The sequence below is a fragment of the Methylobacterium carpenticola genome (assembly GCF_042748905.1).
GTDB lineage: Bacteria > Pseudomonadota > Alphaproteobacteria > Rhizobiales > Beijerinckiaceae > Methylobacterium > Methylobacterium carpenticola.
Window position 1 is genome coordinate 3179246 of record NZ_JBHZEO010000001.1, and the last position, 18255, is coordinate 3197500.

General features: G+C 71.3%; 19 protein-coding genes (1 of these 19 running past the window's edge). 10 read left to right on the forward strand and 9 right to left on the reverse strand.

Annotated features, from left to right (window positions below):
* Positions 1–100: 100 nt before the first annotated feature.
* Both ACE101_RS14950 and hmpA read right to left on the reverse strand, forming a co-directional pair.
* Positions 101–646 carry a DUF1236 domain-containing protein gene (locus ACE101_RS14950; RefSeq protein ID WP_379130786.1) on the reverse strand — a complete coding sequence of 182 codons (546 nt, stop codon included), beginning with the start codon at positions 644–646 and terminating at the stop codon, positions 101–103.
* 391 nt (positions 647–1037) lie between these two features.
* Entirely contained in the window at positions 1038–2276 is a 1239-nt protein-coding gene (hmpA, locus tag ACE101_RS14955; protein WP_379130787.1) for an NO-inducible flavohemoprotein, read from the reverse strand.
* 96 nt (positions 2277–2372) lie between these two features.
* Here hmpA and ACE101_RS14960 point away from each other — a divergent pair, with 96 nt between their 5' ends.
* Positions 2373–2822, forward strand: coding sequence for an Rrf2 family transcriptional regulator (locus ACE101_RS14960; RefSeq protein ID WP_379130790.1), 450 nt, complete (start codon positions 2373–2375; stop codon positions 2820–2822).
* Positions 2823–2830: 8 nt separating this feature from the next.
* Here ACE101_RS14960 and ACE101_RS14965 read toward each other — a convergent pair whose 3' ends face one another.
* The gene (locus ACE101_RS14965) at positions 2831–3136 is read right to left on the reverse strand and encodes a hypothetical protein (RefSeq protein ID WP_379130792.1); all 306 of its coding nucleotides are present in this window, start codon (positions 3134–3136) and stop codon (positions 2831–2833) included.
* Positions 3137–3281: 145 nt separating this feature from the next.
* Positions 3282–5984 carry an aconitate hydratase AcnA gene (gene acnA / locus ACE101_RS14970; protein WP_379130795.1) on the reverse strand — a complete coding sequence of 901 codons (2703 nt, stop codon included), beginning with the start codon at positions 5982–5984 and terminating at the stop codon, positions 3282–3284.
* Between the two features lie 843 nt (positions 5985–6827).
* Between acnA and ccmA the strand changes: the two genes are divergently transcribed.
* Positions 6828–7475, forward strand: a complete 648-nt coding sequence (gene ccmA, locus ACE101_RS14975) for a heme ABC exporter ATP-binding protein CcmA (RefSeq protein WP_379130798.1) — start codon at positions 6828–6830, stop codon at positions 7473–7475.
* Complete coding sequence (ccmB, locus tag ACE101_RS14980) at positions 7472–8140, forward strand: heme exporter protein CcmB (RefSeq protein ID WP_379130801.1); 669 nt, start codon at positions 7472–7474, stop codon at positions 8138–8140. Before ccmA ends, ccmB begins: the two co-directional genes overlap by 4 nt.
* A 113-nt stretch (positions 8141–8253) precedes the next feature.
* Here ccmB and ACE101_RS14985 read toward each other — a convergent pair whose 3' ends face one another.
* Positions 8254–8427, reverse strand: coding sequence for a DUF1328 domain-containing protein (locus ACE101_RS14985; protein ID WP_379130803.1), 174 nt, complete (start codon positions 8425–8427; stop codon positions 8254–8256).
* Positions 8428–8542: 115 nt separating this feature from the next.
* Between ACE101_RS14985 and ACE101_RS14990 the strand changes: the two genes are divergently transcribed.
* From ACE101_RS14990 to ACE101_RS15000, 3 genes are read left to right on the forward strand one after another with little or no spacing between them, the layout of a single operon-like run.
* Positions 8543–9307: a heme ABC transporter permease gene (locus ACE101_RS14990; protein WP_379130806.1), complete on the forward strand. Its 765-nt coding sequence runs from the start codon at positions 8543–8545 to the stop codon at positions 9305–9307.
* Positions 9308–9348: 41 nt separating this feature from the next.
* Positions 9349–9495, forward strand: a complete 147-nt coding sequence (ccmD, locus tag ACE101_RS14995; protein ID WP_379130809.1) for a heme exporter protein CcmD — start codon at positions 9349–9351, stop codon at positions 9493–9495.
* On the forward strand, positions 9492–10082 hold the full coding sequence (locus ACE101_RS15000) for a DsbE family thiol:disulfide interchange protein (RefSeq protein ID WP_379130812.1): 591 nt from the start codon (positions 9492–9494) through the stop codon (positions 10080–10082). The genes ccmD and ACE101_RS15000 overlap by 4 nt, the downstream gene beginning before the upstream one ends.
* A 51-nt stretch (positions 10083–10133) precedes the next feature.
* On the opposite strand, the gene ACE101_RS15005 is transcribed toward ACE101_RS15000, so the two are convergent.
* Complete coding sequence (locus tag ACE101_RS15005; protein ID WP_379130814.1) at positions 10134–10844, reverse strand: GyrI-like domain-containing protein; 711 nt, start codon at positions 10842–10844, stop codon at positions 10134–10136.
* Between the two features lie 219 nt (positions 10845–11063).
* On the opposite strand from ACE101_RS15005, the gene dapF reads away from it, so the two are divergent.
* The gene (gene dapF, locus ACE101_RS15010; RefSeq protein WP_379130816.1) at positions 11064–11957 is read left to right on the forward strand and encodes a diaminopimelate epimerase; all 894 of its coding nucleotides are present in this window, start codon (positions 11064–11066) and stop codon (positions 11955–11957) included.
* Entirely contained in the window at positions 11957–13195 is a 1239-nt protein-coding gene (mtaB, locus tag ACE101_RS15015) for a tRNA (N(6)-L-threonylcarbamoyladenosine(37)-C(2))-methylthiotransferase MtaB (protein ID WP_379130819.1), read from the forward strand. Before dapF ends, mtaB begins: the two co-directional genes overlap by 1 nt.
* A 14-nt stretch (positions 13196–13209) precedes the next feature.
* Here mtaB and ACE101_RS15020 read toward each other — a convergent pair whose 3' ends face one another.
* Positions 13210–13626, reverse strand: a complete 417-nt coding sequence (locus tag ACE101_RS15020) for a PaaI family thioesterase (protein WP_379130822.1) — start codon at positions 13624–13626, stop codon at positions 13210–13212.
* 74 nt (positions 13627–13700) lie between these two features.
* On the opposite strand from ACE101_RS15020, the gene ACE101_RS15025 reads away from it, so the two are divergent.
* On the forward strand, positions 13701–14390 hold the full coding sequence (locus ACE101_RS15025; protein WP_379130824.1) for a histidine phosphatase family protein: 690 nt from the start codon (positions 13701–13703) through the stop codon (positions 14388–14390).
* Between the two features lie 18 nt (positions 14391–14408).
* Here ACE101_RS15025 and ACE101_RS15030 read toward each other — a convergent pair whose 3' ends face one another.
* A complete protein-coding gene (locus ACE101_RS15030; protein ID WP_379130826.1) occupies positions 14409–16607 on the reverse strand; it encodes a malate synthase G in 2199 nt (732 codons plus the stop codon).
* A gap of 343 nt (positions 16608–16950) precedes the next feature.
* Between ACE101_RS15030 and ACE101_RS15035 the strand changes: the two genes are divergently transcribed.
* Positions 16951–17709, forward strand: coding sequence for a DUF2076 domain-containing protein (locus ACE101_RS15035; RefSeq protein ID WP_379130828.1), 759 nt, complete (start codon positions 16951–16953; stop codon positions 17707–17709).
* A gap of 67 nt (positions 17710–17776) precedes the next feature.
* Here ACE101_RS15035 and ACE101_RS15040 read toward each other — a convergent pair whose 3' ends face one another.
* Positions 17777–18255 carry the 3' portion of a L,D-transpeptidase gene (locus tag ACE101_RS15040; RefSeq protein ID WP_379130830.1) on the reverse strand. 322 nt of this gene lie beyond the right edge of the window, so only the last 479 of its 801 coding nucleotides appear in the window; the start codon falls outside the window, past its right edge; its stop codon occupies positions 17777–17779.

Below are 18255 nucleotides of genomic sequence, written 5' to 3' on the forward strand. Positions count from 1 at the left end.
ATCCCGCGGTCCGGTCTCCTCTCCCCGCAAGCGGGGAGAGGAGACTTGCGTGCCCGGCGACGCGGGAATGCCGGGAGGTGGCGGACCGCGCTCAGGGGCCTCAGCCCGGAATGACGTCCACGATCTCGTAGGTATCGGGATCGATGATGACGATCTCGTCGTCGACCAGCACGTAGCGCAGGCCGCGATAGGCCGGCACCAACGAGACGATCGTCGGCGGCAGCGCGTGCAGCGTGACCGAGCGGGGCACCGCCGTGCCGACGGACAGCGCGAAACTGGCGCCCCGCAGCGGTCGGACGCCGGAATTCACGATGGTCTGGCGGAATTCCGTGCGCTGGCGCGTGTCGAGGCGCGAGGAGGCCCCGCGAGCCTCGCCGATGGCCCCGGTGCGCTCGCCGCGGTCCGTGCGTCCGCCGCTCCGCTCGGCGGCCCGCTCGCCGCGTTGCGTGTCGCGGTCGCCCCGCTCGGCCGCACGCTCCCCCGAGCGCTCGGCGCCGCCCGCGCGCTCGGCGCCCCCTCGCTGCGATCCCTGATCCGCGACGCCGCCGTCGCGTCCCGTGCCCTCGCGGCCCGCCGAGCCGCCGGGCTGCTGGGCCGTCCCGCGCTCGCCGCCCGCTCCGCCCGGGCCACCGGTCGCCCCGCGCATCCCACCACCGCCGCCACCAGGGCCACCGGCACCGCCCATGCCGCCACCCGGACCCCCTCCGGTTGCGCCGCCGGCGCCCACGCCCGCACCGCCCGGGGCACCGCCCCCTGAACCTCCGCCCGCGCCGCCGCCAGGACCGCCCTGCGCGAAGGACGTCGCGGCGCCGAGGACCAGAAGACTGGCAGTCAAGGTTCCACGGATGATCTTGTTCATCTTTTCATCCTCTCGTCAGCGAGGCCGTGGCCCAGCGCTTGGAACGGTTTGAAACGAGCCCGCAACGACGAGAGACTGAAAACGGTTCCGGATGATCGATCCACCGACGGCAGGCAGATGTGCCGGAACCCGGTCGATGCGGCCGGCCCACGGCTCCCCGGGGCCGGCCGCAGGCGCGTCACGCGGCGCGAAGGGCCTCGTCGTCCAGCGCGTCGGCGGGCCCGAAGAACTCGAACCGGATGCGCGCGTCCGGAATGCCCTGACGGCGCAGGCCGTTCACCAGCGCCGCGAGGAACGGCTTCGGGCCGCAGAGATAATAGGTCGCCGTATCGGGCGCCTGCGCCGTCAGCCACTCCGCACTGATCAGGCCGGAGGCGTCGTAATGGTCGCCCGAGCGGTCCTGCGCCTCGGGCGCCGCGTAGACCGTGTGCAGGCGGATCGCGTCGCGGCCCGCCGCCAGGCTCCGGACGTGGTCGCGCATCGCGTGCACCCGCCCGTTGAGCGCGCCATGGACGTACCAGACGGGCCGCTCGGGCGCCGTCGCGACGATCTCCTCCAGCATGCTGACCATCGGGGTGAGCCCGACGCCGCCGCTCACCAGCACCACCGGATCCCGGCCCTCCTGATCGAGCACGAAGTCGCCGGCCGGCGCCGCGACGCGCAGCCGCGTGCCGGGACGGGCGTGGTCGTGCAGCCAGTTCGACACGATGCCGGCCGGCAGGTCCGGATGGGCCTCGCGCTTGACGGTGATGCGATAGGCGCGATCGTTCGGCGCGCAGGAGATCGAGTAGTTGCGCTTCAGGACGCCGTGGCCCGGCAGATCGAACAGGAAGCCGAGATACTGCCCGGGCTTGTGACGCAGCACCGGGCCGCCATCGGCGGGAACGAGCACGAAGGAGGTGATGACCGCGCTCTCGGGCGTGACGCTCTCCACGACGAAGTCGCGCCAGCCGTTCCAGCCGCCGGGCTGCGCCGCCTGCTCACGGTAGATCGCCGCCTCGCGGCCGATCAGCAGTTCGGCCAGGAACCAGTAGGCCTCACCCCAGGCGGCGCAGATCTCCGGGGTCGCCGCGTCGCCGAGCACGTCCTTGATCGCACCGAGCAGCGCCTCGGCCACGAAGGGATAGTGCTCCGGCAGGATGTTCAGGGCGACGTGCTTCTGGGCGATGCGCTCCACTGCGCCGCCGAGCACGCCCAGATTGTCGATGTGGCGCGCATAAGCCAGCACCGCGTCGGCCAGCGCCTTCGGCTGCGATCCCGTCTCGCCGTGGTGGGACTGGTTGAACAGGTCCCGGATCTCCGGATTCTCGAACAAGCGCTCGTACATGCGCCGGGTGATGGCGAGCCCGTGGGCTTCGAGGGCGGGAACCGTGGCCTTCACGAGGGCGATGGTGGCCGGCGTCAGCGGAGTGGGCATGACGATCCTCTAAGATGCATTCGACATGCACCTTTTACGGGCCGGTTTGAAAAGGTGCAATTGGTATATACCTTAAGGGGTATTCCGGAGCCCGCGATGCGCCTCACCCGCTACACCGACTACGCCCTGCGCACGCTGATCTATCTCGGCCTGCGCGAGCCCGAGCAATGCTCGATCGCCGAGATCGCCCGGGCCTACGGCATCTCGGAGAACCACCTCGTGAAGGTGGTGCATCAGCTCGGGCGGCTCGGTCTCGTGCACACGCTGCGCGGGCGCGGCGGCGGCATCCGGCTCGGCCGTCCCCCCGCCGAGATCGTGATCGGCGCGGTGGTGCGCGAGACGGAGGAGGACTTGGCGCTGGTCGAGTGCTTCTCGGGCGGCGCCTGCGCGATCACGGCGCCGTGTCGCCTGAAGCGGGTGCTGGGCGAGGCGCTGGCGGCGTTCCTGGCCGTGCTCGACCGTACCACCCTGGCCGACCTGCTCGGCGCCGAGGCCGGGCCCGAGATGGCGCTCCTCCTCGGGATTCCGACGCTGCCGGCGGCCTGAGGGCGCCGTCAGCCCTCCTCCTCGTCCCCGATCTCGAGCGTCGCCCGCACCGTGTCGAGGACCCGCCGGGCGATGTCGGAATCGGGATCGTCGCGCGTCAACGCGTCCTGCAGCATGGCGAGATAACCGGCGAGTTCGTGCCGGTAATGATCGGAATCGATCGAGCGCAGGATGCGCGCCAGGAAGCCGACCGCCATCTGGAGCGCCACCTGCTTGGCCGCGACGTCGGCCTGCGCCTCCGATAGCCGGGCGATCATCTCGCCGTGGTTGGCCGAGAGGACGGTCAGGCCGTTGATCTTGTCGTCCGGAGTCATGGCGTCTCTCTCCTGGTCACGGCGTCCCAACGCGGGCGGCCGCCGCGGCGGCGCATGAAAAAGGGCCCCGTCCGGTGGCGAAAGGGGCCCTCTCGATCAGGGGGAGCCGGGCGCGGCCCGGCCCGCGGGTGTCGGCCGGCCGCGCTTACGCCGCGAGCTGGCGCAGGACGTAGGGCAGGATGCCGCCGTTGCGGAAGTATTCCAGCTCGTCCAGCGTATCGATGCGGCAGGTGAGCGGGACGTCCCTCTTGCTGCCGTCCGCCGCGGTGATCTCGGCGACCAGCGTCTGGCGCGGCTTCAGGTCACCGGCGAGGCCCCGGATGGTCACGGTCTCGTCGCCCTTGAGGCCGAGCGACGCCCAGGTGGTATCGCCCTGGAAGACCAGCGGCACCACGCCCATGCCGACGAGGTTGGAGCGGTGGATGCGCTCGAAGCTCTCCGCCACGACCGCCCGCACCCCGAGCAGCTTCGTGCCCTTGGCCGCCCAGTCGCGCGAGGAGCCGGTGCCGTATTCCTTGCCGGCGAAAACCACCAGCGGCGTGCCCTCGGCCTGGTAGCGCATGGCGGCGTCGTAGATGTACATCTTCTCGCCGGACGGCTGGTAGAGCGTCCAGCCGCCCTCGACCACGGTGCCGGATTCGTCGCGGACCATCTGGTTCTTGATGCGGATGTTGGCGAAGGTGCCCCGCATCATCACCTCGTGGTTGCCGCGCCGCGTGCCGTACTGGTTGAAGTCCTGCACGCGGACCTGATGCTCCTGCAGGTACTGGCCGGCCGGCGAGGCCGCCCGGATGTTGCCCGCGGGGGAGATGTGGTCGGTGGTGATCGAGTCGAGGAACAGGCCGAGGATCCGCGCGCCCTCGATGTCGGTGACCGGCGCCGGCGTCTTCTGCATCCCCACGAAGTAGGGCGGGTTCTGCACGTAGGTGGAGCCCGGGTTCCACGAGAAGGTCTGGGCCGGGGTGACCTCGACCGCCTTCCAGTTCTCGTCACCGCCGAACACGTCGGCGTAGCGCGACTTGAACAGGGCCGAGGTGATCGTCTGCTCGATGAAGGCGCTCACCTCGGCGGAGGACGGCCAGATGTCCTTCAGGTAGACGGGCTGCCCGTCCGAGCCGGTGCCGAGCGGGTCCTTGGTCAGGTCGATCTGCAGCGAGCCCGCGAGCGCGTAGGCGACCACGAGCGGCGGCGAGGCGAGGTAGTTCGCCCGCACGTCGGGGTTCACGCGGCCCTCGAAGTTGCGGTTGCCCGAGAGCACCGCCGCCGCGACGACGTCGTTGTCGTTGATCGCCTTCGAGATCGGCGCCGGGAGCGGGCCCGAATTGCCGATGCAGGTGGTGCAGCCGAAGCCGACGAGATTGAAGCCGAGCGCGTCGAGGCTCTGCTGGAGGCCCGCCTTCTCCAGGTACTCCGCCACCACCTGGCTGCCGGGCGCGAGCGAGGTCTTCACCCAGGGCTTCGAGCGCAGGCCCTTGGCCACCGCGTTGCGGGCGAGAAGCCCCGCGCCGATCATCACGCTCGGGTTCGAGGTGTTGGTGCAGGAGGTGATCGCCGCGATCACCACGTCGCCGTGGCCGATGTCGAAATTCGCGCCCTCGACCGGGTAGCGCTTGGCGATGTCGGCGGCCTTGCGGAACTCGCTCTCCATCGAGGCGGCGAAGCCCGCCTTGGCGGAATCGAGCAGCACGCGGTCCTGCGGGCGCTTCGGGCCGGCAAGCGAGGGCTTCACGTCGCCGAGGTCGAGCTCCAGCGTGTCGGTGAAGACCGGATCGGGGGTCGAGGCGTCGCGCCACATGCCCTGGGCCTTGGCATAGGCCTCGACGAGGGCGATGCGGTCGTCCGCGCGGCCGGTGACGCGCAGGAAGTCGATGGTCTTCGCGTCGACCGGGAAGAAGCCGCAGGTCGCGCCGTATTCGGGCGCCATGTTGGAGATCGTGGCGCGGTCGGCCACCGCCATGTCGTCGAGGCCGGGACCGTAGAATTCCACGAACTTGCCGACCACGCCCTTCTTGCGCAGCATCTGCGTGACGGTGAGCACGAGGTCGGTGGCGGTGGTGCCCTCCGGCAGCTTGCCCGAGAGCTTGAAGCCGACGACCTCGGGGATCAGCATCGACAGGGGCTGGCCGAGCATGGCCGCCTCGGCCTCGATGCCGCCAACGCCCCAGCCCAGCACCGCGAGGCCGTTGACCATCGTGGTGTGCGAGTCGGTGCCGACGAGGCTGTCCGGATAGGCCAGTTCCTGGCCGTTCTCGAAGGCCTTGGTCCAGACCGTCTGGGCGAGGTATTCGAGGTTGACCTGGTGGCAGATGCCCGTGCCGGGCGGCACCACCGAGAAATTGTCGAACGCCGTCTGGCCCCACTTGAGGAAGGTGTAGCGCTCGCCGTTGCGCTGATATTCCAGGGCGACGTTGTCGGCCAGCGCCTTCGGGGTGCCGAACTCGTCGACGATGACCGAGTGGTCGATGACGAGGTCGACGGGAACCAGGGGGTTGATCTTCTTCGGGTCGCCGCCGAGCGCCACCATGGCGTCGCGCATGGCCGCGAGGTCGACCACCGCCGGGACGCCGGTGAAGTCCTGCATCAGCACGCGCGAGGGACGGAAGGCGATCTCGGTCTCGTCCTTGCCGCGGTTGTCGAGCCACGCGGTGACGGCCGCGATATCGGCCTTCTTGACCGAGCGGTCGTCCTCGAAGCGGAGCAGGTTCTCCAGCAGCACCTTCATCGAGAAGGGCAGCCGGCTGGCATCGGGCAGGCCGTTCTTCTCGGCCTCGGGGATCGAATAATAGGCGTAGGTCTTGGACCCGATCTGGAGGGTCTGACGAGACTTGAAGCTGTCGATGGAAGCCACGGCGTGGTCCTCGCGAGGGGTTGTCGAACACGGCGCAGGCATGACCTGCGCCAGACTGAGTGTTCGGCCGGATGCGCGAAGCGGCGCCGGTCCCCATGCGGGCACGACTCCGCTTGCCCTGCGCCATCCCCGGACCGTAAGGCCGCGGATGCCGCGGTGCGCGCGCCGCCCCGGGGGTGCCCGGACTGGATTGCGCGAGAGACGGTTTGGACGCCTTCAAGGTCGCGCGGCGCAGCCAGGGACGCGTATAGAACACTTCGAAACTGCCCGCTACCGGGGCGATCTGGGGAAACGAGGGGTGGACGTGGGAACGGTCGGGTCGGCGGCGGACGGCGAATGCGCGGGGAGGTCCTCTCCCGTGCCGGGTTGCGGCACGCCCCCATCACCGGATGCGGCGCAAGCTTCTCCTCTCTCCGCCTGCGGCCCCGCCGTCCGGGAGCGATACGAGCGCGGGGAGCCCCTCTCCCCCTCGGGCAACGTCGTTCACCCATCTCGGGCGCCGGCTCATCAGCGGACGGAAACTGGCGAGCGCGCGGCTCCTCATGCCGAGGTGGCGCGCAGCGCCCTCGAAGCACCCCTGAACGGGAATCCCGAGCGCCAAGACTCGGATCAGCGTTGCGGGGTGCTTCGAGGCTCGCTGCGCTCGCAGCTCAGCATGAGGGAGGGGAGTGCGTGCCATGCACGGGATCCGATATCGGTGATGTCCGTGCCGCGCCTTCCTATCTCCCGCTCCGCGTTGCACACGCGGCAAAGTCATTCCGGCTCTCGGACGGGGGGAGAGGAGAGGCTCCCGCCCCGAAACATGAATCCGCCGGCCCACCCCCGCACCCGGATCACCCCTCCATGCGCCTGATCGCCGAGGGGCTCGCCTGCCGCCGCTCGGGGCGGCGCATCTTCTCCGGCCTCTCCTTCGCCCTCGGCCCGGGCGAGGCGCTGGTGGTCACCGGGCGCAACGGCGCCGGCAAGTCCTCCCTCCTCGCCATCCTCGCCGGACGCCTCGCGCCGGAGGCCGGATCGCTCCGGGCGGAGGAGGTCGGCGAGCGCACCATTCCGGAATGCCTGCACGGCGTCGGCCATCGCGATGGCTTGAAGAGCGCGCTCACCGCGGAGGAGAACCTCGCCTTCGCCCGCGACCTCCTCGGCGAGGCGACCCTGGAACCCCGCGCGGCGCTCGCCCGGATGGGGCTCGCCCACGCGGCCGGCCTGCCGGTCGCCTACCTGTCGGCCGGGCAGCGGCGGCGGGTCGCGCTCGCCCGCCTCCTCGTCTGCCGCCGGCCGCTCTGGCTGCTCGACGAGCCCACCGCCGCCCTCGACGTCGCCTCGCAGGGCATCCTCGCCGGGCTGATGGGCGAGCACCTCGCAGCGGGCGGGCTGGTGGTCGCCGCGACCCATCAGGCCCTCGGCCTGGAGGCGGCCCGCACCCTGTCGATCGAGGATTTCCGCCCCGCCGGGCCCGCCCGCACCGATCCCTTCGCCGAGGTCGCCCGATGATCCGCGCCTTCCGGGCCGTGCTCCTGCGCGACCTGCGGCTCGCCGGCCGCATCGGCGGCTCGGGCGCGCTCTCGCTCGTCTTCTTCCTGATGATCGTGGTGCTGGTGCCCTTCGCGCTCGGGCCCGACCTCAACCTGTTGTCGCGGATCGGCCCGGCCATCCTGTGGCTCGCCGCCGTGCTCGCCACCCTGATCGGCCTCGACCGCCTGTTCCAGGCCGACGAGGAGGACGGCTCCCTCGATCTCCTCACCGGCGCGCCGGTGCCGCTCGAACTCGTCGTCCTGGCCAAGGCCCTGGCCCATTGGCTGACCACGGGCCTGCCGCTCGCGCTGGCCGCGCCGCTCTTCGGCCTGCTGGTGGCGCTCTCGCCCACTGCCATGGCGGCGACGAGCCTGACGCTCCTCCTCGGCACGCCGGCGCTCACCTTCATCGGTGCGGTCGGTGCGGCGCTCACGGCGTCGATCCGCCGTGGCGGGCTGATCCTCGCCGTGGTGGTGCTGCCCCTGATGATCCCGACCCTGATCTTCGGCGTCTCGGCGGCCGAATCCGCCACGGGCGGCACGGTGCCCTTCGCGACGCCGCTCGTGATCCTGGGCGCGCTCAGCCTCGTCGCCGGCGTCGTGGGGACGCTCGGCGCCGCGGCCGCCCTGCGCTGGAGCGAGTAGGATGAGAGCATCGTCCGACGGAGTGGATGCCGGCTCTTCGCAGAAAACGCTTTAAAGATCAAAGGGCTAGAGCAGCGCCCGAGGGCCGCGTGATCGGGCGCCGCTCTCGCGGATCAGAACACCGCCTGACCGAGCGCGAAGGCGACGATCACGATCACGACCGCGATCACGAGGAAGAGGCCGAACAGCAGGCGGGCGATGCCGCGGGCCCCGGCCGCCACGTTGGTGAAGCCGAGCGCGCCCGCGACGAGCGAGACCACGAAGAAGATGAGAGCCCATTTCAGCATGGAGAAGAACCTTGACCTTAAACCCGCTCCTCAACGGGGCGGGACGTCATCCGTTCCGGCCATGCGCCCATCGTCCGCATTGCCGGGATGCGGCGGCGCGGAGTAGACCGCCGCCATGGCGAACGGCGTCTTCTCCCGGCTGGCCCAGCCGAGCCACTTCATGCGCTGGTCGGGCGCCGCCCTGCCCTGGATCGCGGGGCTGGCGGCGCTGCTCCTGGCCGTGGGCCTCTACCTGTCCTTCTTCGTCGCGCCCGCGGATTACCAGCAGGGCGAGACGGTGCGGATCATGTTCATCCACGTCCCGGCGGCGTGGCTCGGCGTGTTCTTCTACGGCTCGATGGCGGCATCGGCGCTGGGCACGCTGGTCTGGCGCCACCCCCTCGCGGATGTGGCGCAGCGCGCCGCCGCCCCCGTGGGCGCCGCCTTCACGCTGATCTGCCTCGTGACCGGCTCGCTCTGGGGCAAGCCGATGTGGGGCACCTACTGGGTGTGGGACGCGCGCCTGACCTCGATGCTGGTGCTGCTCCTGATCTATTGCGGATTGCTCGCCCTGTGGCGGACCATCGAGGATCCGGGCCGGGCGGCGCGCGCGGTGGCGATCCTGACGCTCGTCGGCGCCGTGAACCTGCCGATCATCAAGTTCTCGGTGAACTGGTGGTCGACGCTGCACCAGCCCGCCTCGATCCTGCGCATGGGCGGCCCGACCATCCATCCGACCATGCTCTACCCGCTGCTGGTGATGATCGTCGCCTTCTCGGTCCTGGGCATCGCGCTGCATCTCGCCGCGATGCGCACCGAAATCCTCCGCCGCCGGGTGCGCACGCTCGCCATCCTCGAAGCCGAGCGCCTCGACGGCGTGCCGGCGCCGCAGGCGGCCTGACCCCTCCTCCGCCCCTCCCCGCGCCAGCGATCGGACGACCCGTGGATTTCGGACCGCACGCCACCTTCATCATCGGGGCCTACGGCTTCACGGCCCTCGTCGTCGGGGCGATGATCCTGCACGCGCTCCTCGACCACCGGGCCCAGCGGCGCGCCCTGCAGCGCCTCCAGGGCGGGAGGGACGCGTGAGCGCGACCGACGAGACCGGGCCGGCCTCGCCCTGGCGGGGTCGTCTGCTGTTCCTGCTGCCGCTCCTCGTCTTCACGGCGCTGGCGGGCCTGTTTCTCGGCCGGCTGCTGACCGCGGGCTACGATCCTTCCGCGGTGCCCTCCGCGCTGATCGGCAAGCCGGTGCCGGCCTTCAGCCTGCCGGCCCTGACCGGCCTCGGGCCGGCGGGACAGCCGGTGCCGGGCCTGTCGAGCGACGACCTCAAGGGCAAGGTGACGGTGCTCAACGTCTGGGCCTCGTGGTGCACGCCCTGCCAGGCGGAGCACCCGATGCTGATGCGCCTTGCCAAGGACGGCGTGAACCTCGTCGGCATCGACTACAAGGACGCGCCGGAGAACGGCCGCCGCTTCCTCGGCCGGCACGGCAACCCGTTCCGGGCGGTCGGCATGGACGAGACCGGACGCGTGGGCATCGATTTCGGCGTCTATGGCGTGCCGGAAACCTTCGTGATCGGCCCGGACGGCCGCATCCGCGACAAGCTCGTGGGCATCCTCACGCCGGAGAACTACGCGGCCTTCCTGGAGAAGGTGCGCGCGGCGGAGAAGTAAGGGCCCTCTCTCCTCTCCCGCTCTGGAGAGGAGAGAGGGCCGGCTCGGCCGCTACTTCGGCAGGGCGAAGATGTTCACCTCGAGGCCCGTATCCGAGGCGCTCTTCAGATCCGTCAGGTACTCCTCGACGAAGGCGTCCTGGACGATGATGCCCTTCGCGTCGAGATAGGCGGTCACGGTCTCGTAGGTCTGGTCGATCTCGTCATAGGCGCCCTTGTGCACGAAGCGCAGCGCCTTGCCGCTCGGCGTGGTGCCGAAGCGCAGATCCGCGGGCAGGCCCGGCGGCTTCGGATCGGGCACCTGATCGATCGGGATCATCGCCTCGTACTGGAAACCGTCGTCGTCGGTGCGGGTGAACACCGCGATCGGACGGCCCACCGCACGGATGCCCGCCTTGGCGAGGTCGGACTCGATGCGCGCGAAGCTGTCGCGCAGGCTCGGCACCGCCGCGTCCCACTTCGCGTTGCCGGAGATGATCACCGCGGGCTTGGCCGGCAGCGTGACCTCGTCGACGTCGGACGGGTCCCCCGGAGCCTGCACCAGGGTCTGGCGCGCGCCCGCGACCGGCGGGGCGGGCGGCACCGCCTTCTCAGGCAGGGGCGGCTGCGGCGCCTCGCCCGAGCGGGGGCCCGCTCCGGGATCCGTCGTCGTCGGCAGGGGATTGGTCTGTGCCGGGGCCTGCTGGGCGCGGGGCGCACCGGCCCCCGCCGCAAGAGCGAGGACGAGGCCGAGCGCGGTCAGCGGAAGACGGGAAACGGTCACGGGCGAGGCGCTCCGGTCGGATTCGGGTTCGGGCCCAAGTTCGGGCCCAAGTTCAGGCCCAAGATCGGCGTCGTGCCGCGCGGATCGCTCGCGGCGCTCGCCGAACGCGCCCGACCGTAATGCGGTTTCCTCGACCCCGCGAGACCGGTGCTCGCCTGCGCGGCCATTTGGGGCCATATAGCAGCCGACCCGACCGAGAACCGCCGAAGCCGCCCTGCCATGTCCCTTCTCGCGAATCGCCGTTTCCTGAAGATGAACGGCCTCGGCAACGAGATCGTGGTGCTCGACCTGCGCGGCACGGCGCATGTCGTGCAGCCCGGGGAGGCGCGGGCGATCGCGGCCGATCCGCGCTCGCGCTTCGACCAGCTGATGGTCCTGCACGATCCGGTCACGGCCGGGACCGACGCGGTCCTGCGCATCTACAACAGCGACGGCTCGGAATCGGGGGCCTGCGGCAACGGCACGCGCTGCGTCGGCTGGGCGATGCTGGCGGATCCGGTCATGGCTTCGGTCACCGGCCGGCCGGGCGAGCGCCTGACCCTCGAGAGCCGCGCCGGGCGGCTGACCGTCGACCGCGTCTCGGCCACGGACTTCACCGTCGACATGGGGCCGCCGCGTCTGCGCTGGGACGAGATTCCGCTGGCGGAGCCCTTCCCCGACACGCGGCGGATCGAATTGCAGATCGGCCCGATCGACGACCCCATCCTGCACTCGCCCGGGGTCGTCAGCATGGGCAACCCGCACGCGGTGTTCTTCGTCGACCGGGACCCGGCGAGCTACGATCTCGGCCGGATCGGCCCGCTGCTCGAAGCCCATCCGATCTTCCCGGAACGCGCCAACATCTCGATCGCGCAGGTGCTGAGCCCCGCGCACATCGTGCTGCGCGTCTGGGAGCGCGGCGTCGGGCTCACCCGCGCCTGCGGCTCGGCGGCCTGTGCGGCGCTGGTCGCCGCGTCACGCCTGCGCCTCACCGGGCGCCGGGCCGTGGTGACGCTGCCGGGCGGCGACCTCGTCATCGTCTGGGGCGAGGACGATCACGTCCTGATGACCGGCCCGACCGAACTCGAATGGGACGGCACTTTCGCGCCCTCGCTGTTCGCCGGGGCCGCCTGATGCCGGTGGAGGTGCTGAGCTTCGGCTGCCGGCTCAACGCCGTCGAGGGCGAGGCGCTGCGCCGGGCGGCCGAGGCCGCGCGCCGGAACGACGATCTCGTGGTGGTGAACACCTGCGCGGTGACGGCCGAGGCCTCCCGGCAGGCCCGCAAGGCGATCCGCGGCGTGGCGCGCGAGCGCCCCGGGGCCCGGATCGTGGTGACGGGCTGCGGCGCGCAGGTGGAGACGGAAGACTACGCGGCGATGCCCGAGGTCGCCGCCGTGATCGGCAACCACGCGAAGCTCTCGGGCGATAGCTGGCGGGTGCAGGAGACCGCGCGGGTCCGCGTCGAGGACATCATGGCGGTGCGCGAGGCCGCCATCGCTCCCGCGCCGCGGATGCCGGGCCGCACCCGGGCCTTCCTGCCGGTGCAGAACGGCTGCGACCACCGCTGCACCTTCTGCGTCATCCCCTTCGGGCGGGGCAATTCCCGGTCCGTGCCCGCGGCGGCGGTGATCGCGCAGGCCCGCACGCTGGCGGAGGACGGCGCCCGGGAGATCGTGCTCACGGGGGTCGATCTCACCGCCTACGGACGCGACCTCCCGGATGGCCCGGGCCTCGGGGGCTTGGTAAAGGCGATCCTGGCGGCGCTCCCCGATCTCGACCGGCTGCGCCTGTCCTCGATCGATTCCGTCGAGGCGGATGCGGATCTGATCGACGCGCTCGCCACCGAGCCGCGGCTGATGCCGCATCTGCATCTCTCGCTTCAGGCGGGAGACGACCTCGTGCTGAAGCGCATGAAGCGCCGCCACGCGCGCGCGGATGCCATCGCCTTCTGCGCGCGCGTGCGGCGCCTGCGCCCCGACATCGTCCTCGGCGCCGACCTGATCGCGGGCTTTCCCACCGAGACCGAGGCGCAGTTCGCCCGCTCGCTCGCGCTGATCGAGGAATGCGGGCTGACGCAGCTCCATGTCTTCCCCTACTCGCCCCGCCCCGGCACGCCGGCCGCCCGGATGCCGCAGGTCCCGGGCGCGGTGATCCGCGCGCGGGCGGCGCGTCTGCGGGAGGCCGGGGCCGCGTCGCTCGCCCGGCGCCTCGACGCCGAGGTCGGGCGGGTGCGGAGGGTGCTGGCCGAGCGCGGCGGCATCGGCCGCACGGAGGGCTTCCTGCCCGTGCGGCTGCCGGCGGGTGTGGCACCGGGGACGCTGGATGCCTTCACCGTGACCGGACATGACGGGCAGGTGTTGCAGGCGGCGTGAGCGCGGGCTGCCGCTCACCTCGGCTCCGCCGGCTCCCGCATCCCGGTCGGCTTGAACACGCCGCTCGCCGTCGCCACGAGGCTCCCCTCCTCCGTCCGCACCTCCGCGTCGCAGAACAGGATCGACTGCCCGGCCCGCACGACCCGGCCCTCGGCCAGGAGCACCCCGCGCCCCGGCGAGAGGAAGCGCGTCTGCATGTCGAGGGTCACGACCGGGCGTCCGGCGGTGAGCCGGGCCACCGTGCCCATGGCGATGTCGAGGAGCGTGCAGATCACGCCGCCATGGGCGATGCCGAGATTGTTGCCGTGCTGCGGCCCGAGCGCGAGGCGCAGATGCGTCCGCCCCTCCGCGTAGCGCAGGGCCTCCACCCCGCAGAGCCGGGCGAAGGGGATATGCGCGCCGAAGATCGTGTCGTCCTGCCCGTCGTCCATCCGCCAGCTCCGCTCCTTCGAAAGAACGGTATGGTGCGTTCGCCGTCCTGACAATTCACGCTATAGCTCGATCCATGAGCCAAGCGACTTCTCACCCCTTCGTCCGCACCCGCTGGTGGTGGGTGCGCCACGCCCCCGTGCGGTGCGATGACGGCCGCATCTATGGCGGCTCCGACATTCCCTGCGATTGCGGCGACGTGCATGTCTTCGCGGGGCTCGCCCCCGTGCTGCCCCACGGCGCCGTCTGGCTGTCGAGCCATCTCGGCCGCACCCGGCAGACCGCGGAGGCCCTGTGGCAGGCCCGCGACTTCTCGATGGACGGCGCGGCTCCGGCGATGACCGCGCTGCCCGCCCTGGCCGAGCAGAATCTCGGCGACTGGCAGGGCCAGGAGCGCGCGCGCTTCTTCACCGAGCGGCAGCCGCAGGCGGGCAGCTACTGGTTCGCGCCCGCGGATGAGCGGCCGCCGAACGGCGAGAGCTTTTCCGAGATGTGCGAGCGGGTCCACGCGGCCATCGCCGACCTCACCGAGGAGCATCGGGGGCGGGACATCATCGCGGTGGCCCATGGCGGCACGATCCGCGCCGCGATCGCCCTCGCGCTCGCCCTTCCGCCGCAGGGCGGCCTCGCCTTCGCGGTCGAGAATTGCTCGCTCACCCGCCTCGACCATTACGACAGCCCGGACGGCGCGGGCTGGCGGGTCGGCATGGTCAACGGCCAGCCCTGGCTCGGGGCCTGCCCGGAGGGCGGCGGCCCGGCGGCCTGAGCCGCCGGGCACGGGGCGTTACGCCGTCGCGCCTTCCCGCGCCTTCTCGGTCGGCGCGCCCAAGGCCTTCGCCTCGCGGCGGCGGGCGTGCAGGACCCACTCGGTGTAGCCGTTCGGCTGCTCGCGGCCCTTGAAGACGAGGTCGCAGGCGGCCTTGAAGGCGGGTCCGTCGAAGCCCGGCGCCATCGGCGTGTAGAGCGGATCGCCGGCATTCTGGCGGTCCACCACCTTCGCCATGCGCTTGAGCGTCTCCATCACCTGCTCCTCGCTCACCACCCCGTGGTGCAGCCAGTTGGCGATGTGCTGAGAGGAGATGCGCAGGGTCGCCCGGTCCTCCATCAGGCCGACGTCGTGGATGTCCGGCACCTTGGAGCAGCCGACGCCCTGGTCGATCCAGCGCACCACGTAGCCGAGGATGCTCTGGGCGTTGTTGTCGATCTCCTGCTGCACGTCGTCGGGCGCGAAGTTCGAGCGCGCGAGGGGGATCTGCAGGATCTCCGACAGGGCCGAGCGGGGCCGGCGGGCGAGTTCCTCCTGGCGGGCCCGCACGTCGGTCTCGTGATAGTGCAGGGCGTGGAGCGTCGCCGCCGTCGGCGAGGGCACCCAGGCGGTGCTGGCGCCGGCCTTCGGATGCACGCCCTTCTGCATCAGCATGTCGGCCATGGCGTCGGGCGCCGCCCACATGCCCTTGCCGATCTGCGCCCGGCCGAGCAGGCCGCAGGCGAGGCCGACATCGACGTTGTTCTCCTCGTAGCCCTTGATCCAGGGCGTCGCCTTCATGTCGTTCTTGCGGATGACGGGACCCGCCTCCATGGCGGTGTGGATCTCGTCGCCGGTGCGGTCGAGGAAGCCGGTGTTGATGAACACCACCCGCTCCGCCGCGGCCTTGATGCAGGCGGCGAGGTTCACCGTGGTGCGGCGCTCCTCGTCCATGATGCCCATCTTGAGGGTGTTGGGCTCGAGGCCGAGCATCGCCTCGACCCGGCCGAACAGCTCGACCGCGAAGGCGACCTCCTCCGGCCCGTGCATCTTCGGCTTGACGATGTAGACGGAGCCCTTGCGGCTGTTGCGCAGGCCCGACTCGTTGCGCAGGTCGTGGATCGCGATCATCGCCGTGATCGCGGCGTCGAGGATGCCCTCCGGCACCTCGCTGCCCTCGGCATCGAGCACCGCGTCCGTGAACATGTGGTGGCCGCAGTTGCGCACCAGCATCAGGCTGCGGCCCGGCACCGTCACCTCGCCGCCGGTCGGGGCGGTGTAGTGCCGGTCGGGATTGAGCCGGCGCTCCGTCACCCGGCCGTCCTTCTGGAACCGCGCCGTGAGGGTGCCGCTCATCAGGCCGAGCCAGTTGCGGTAGACCACGACCTTGTCGTCGGCATCCACCGCCGCGACGGAATCCTCCAGGTCCATGATGGTCGAGATCGCCGATTCCATCAGGATGTCGGCGACGCCCGAGGCGTCGAAGCGGCCGATGCGGTGGGTGCGGTCGAGGACGATCTCGATGTGCAGGCCGTTGTGCCGCAGGAGCAGGGCCGAGGGCATGCTGGCCCGGCCGCGATAACCCACGAAGGCGTCGGGCCGCGCGAGGGGGATCGTGTCGCCGGTGTTCATGTTGCCGACGAGGCCGCCATGCTCGATCGCGTAGGTCACCACGTCGGCGTGGCGCCCGCCCGCGAGCGGCACGGTGCGGTCGAGGAAGGCGCGGGCGCGGGTGACGACCCGGGCGCCGCGGGTGCGGTTGTAGCCGGGGCCGCGGGTCGCGCCGCCCTCCTCCGAGATCGCGTCCGTGCCGTAGAAGGCGTCGTAGAGCGAGCCCCAGCGAGCATTGGCGGCGTTCAGCGCGTAGCGGGCGTTCGACACCGGCACCACGAGCTGGGGGCCGGCGATGGTGGCGATCTCGTCGTCGACGTTCTCGGTCCGCGCCTTCACCGGGCCGGGATCGGGCAGCAGATAGCCGATCTCGCGCAGGAAACCCTCGTATTCGCGCTGGTCGATCGGCTTGCCCGCGCGTTCGCGATGCCACGCGTCGATCCGGTCCTGCAGGGCGTCCCGCTTGGCGAGAAGCGCGCGGTTCTTCGGCGTCAGATCGCGCAGGATGGCGGCAAGCCCGCCCCAGAACACCTCGGGCGACACGCCCGTGCCGGGCAGCGCCTCGCGCACCACGAAATCGTGCAGCGTCCGCGCCACCTTCAACCCGCTGATCGTTTGTCGATCCATCATCGTCCTCCCGGCGGCAGGCCCGTCACGCGTGCCGCGCGCGCCGTCCTTAACAGGCGAAACAGGGGCCAGATAGGCGCCCGCCCGCACCGGGCCCCCGCTCGGCGCGCGGAACCATTTCAATTCTGGCGAATCGTCAGGGTGGATCGGGGATCGGCTGCGCGTCCGGCGGCGTCGATGCCGGATGGACGGCGGGATGAGCGATGGTGACGAAAACGTAATGCTCTCGGGGCCGCAAAAGGCCGAGATTCCCAGCGCGGGCCCCGTGACAAACAGCAACGCCCCTCCCATCTGGAGGCCGCCGGGAGGTTCACGCCGCCCGGCCTCAGAGGAGTAAGACTCCATGAACAGCGAAGAACGCGACGTCATCAACGGCATTTTCCAGCGTCTGGAGCAGGCCGCGCAGCAGCCCCGCGATGCCGACGCGGAGCGCTTCATCGCCGACAAGATCCGGGCGCAACCCTACGCCCCCTACGCGATGGCGCAGCTGATCTACGTGCAGGAAGAGGCGATCAAGAGCCTCAACCAACAGCTCGAACAGGCGCGCGCCGAGATGCAGCGGGGCCAGGGCGCCGGCCAGGGCGCGGGCGGCGGCGGCTTCTTCTCCAGCATCTTCGGCGGCGGATCGCGGCAGGAGCCCCCACGCCAGGGTGCCTGGGGCAACCAGCCGGGCCCGGGCTACGGGCAGCCGCAGCAGCCGCCGCCTGGCTACGGCGGCGGCTATCCGCAGCAGGGCGGCTACGGCCAGCCGGGCTACGCGCCCCAGCAGGGCGGGCCGTGGGGCGGCCAGCCGCAGCAGCCGCAGCGCGGCGGCTTCCTGGCCTCGGCGCTGCCGATGGCGGCGGGCGCGGCGGGCGGCATGCTGCTCGGCAGCGCGCTGGCGAACGCCTTCAGCGGCGGGCATTCGCAGCTCGGCAGCCTGGGCGCGGCGGGTCTCGGCGGCGCGGCCGGCGGCAGCGGCGAGACGATCATCGAGAACAACTATTTCGGCAACGACGCCCAGAACGCGGGCGGCGAGGATTTCGGCGCACCGCTCGGCGGCGACTTCCAGGATGCTTCGTACGACGACGGCGATTCGGGCAGCGGCGACGACTGGGTCTGAGCGCCGCGTCGCATCCCGCCTCATTCCGGAAGCCCCGCCGCAGCGCTGCGGCGGGGCTTCTCGCATCTCAGCTCACGACGACCGTGGCGCCGACCGGAACCCGCTCGTAGAGGTCGATCACGTCCTCGTTCATCATGCGGATGCAACCCGAGGATACCGACTGGCCGATCGTGTGCGGCTCGTTGGTGCCGTGAATGCGGTAGAGCGAGGAGCCGAGATAGAGCGCGCGGGCCCCGAGGGGGTTGGCCGGTCCGCCCTCCATGTACCGGGGCAGGTCGGGCCGGCGGCGCAGCATCTCGGGCGGCGGCGTCCAGCCGGGCCATTCCCTCTTCTGCGTCACCGTCTTGACGCCGGCCCAGGTGAAGCCCGGGCGCCCGACGCCGATGCCGTAGCGGAGCGCTTGGCCGCCGGGCTGCACGAGGTAGAGGAAGTGCGCGGTCGTATCGATGACCACGGTCCCGGGTCTCTGGCCGCCGGCATAGGACACGACCTGGCGCCGATAGCGTCCATCGAGCGTGCGCCCGATTCCGGCCGCCTCCTCCGGCG